Below are 369 nucleotides of genomic sequence, written 5' to 3' on the forward strand. Positions count from 1 at the left end.
CGTGCACGGCGCGATCAACATGCTCGGCCTCGCCAAGCGCTTGCGGGCGCGGCTGCTGCAAGCCTCCACCTCCGAGGTCTATGGCGACCCCGAGATCCACCCGCAGCGCGAGGATTACTGGGGCCGGGTCAACCCGATCGGCACCCGCAGCTGCTACGACGAAGGCAAGCGCTGCGCCGAGACCTTGATGTTCGACTACCACCGCCAGCACGCGCTGGAGATCAAGGTGGTGCGCATCTTCAACACCTATGGCCCGCGGATGCACCCGAACGACGGGCGGGTGGTGTCGAACTTCATCGTCCAGGCGCTCGAGGGCGAAAACATCACCATTTACGGCGACGGCCGGCAGACCCGCTCGTTCTGCTATGT

At 65.3% G+C, this 369-nt stretch carries 1 protein-coding gene; it reads left to right on the forward strand.

Features of this window, described 5'->3' with window-relative positions; all coding sequences use genetic code 11:
* A partial coding sequence (locus A33M_RS21935; RefSeq protein WP_040622793.1) for an NAD-dependent epimerase/dehydratase family protein occupies positions 1 to 369 on the forward strand: 369 nt, incomplete at both ends.

It is taken from the genome of Rhodovulum sp. PH10, from assembly GCF_000293785.1.
Lineage (GTDB): Bacteria > Pseudomonadota > Alphaproteobacteria > Rhizobiales > Xanthobacteraceae > Rhodoplanes.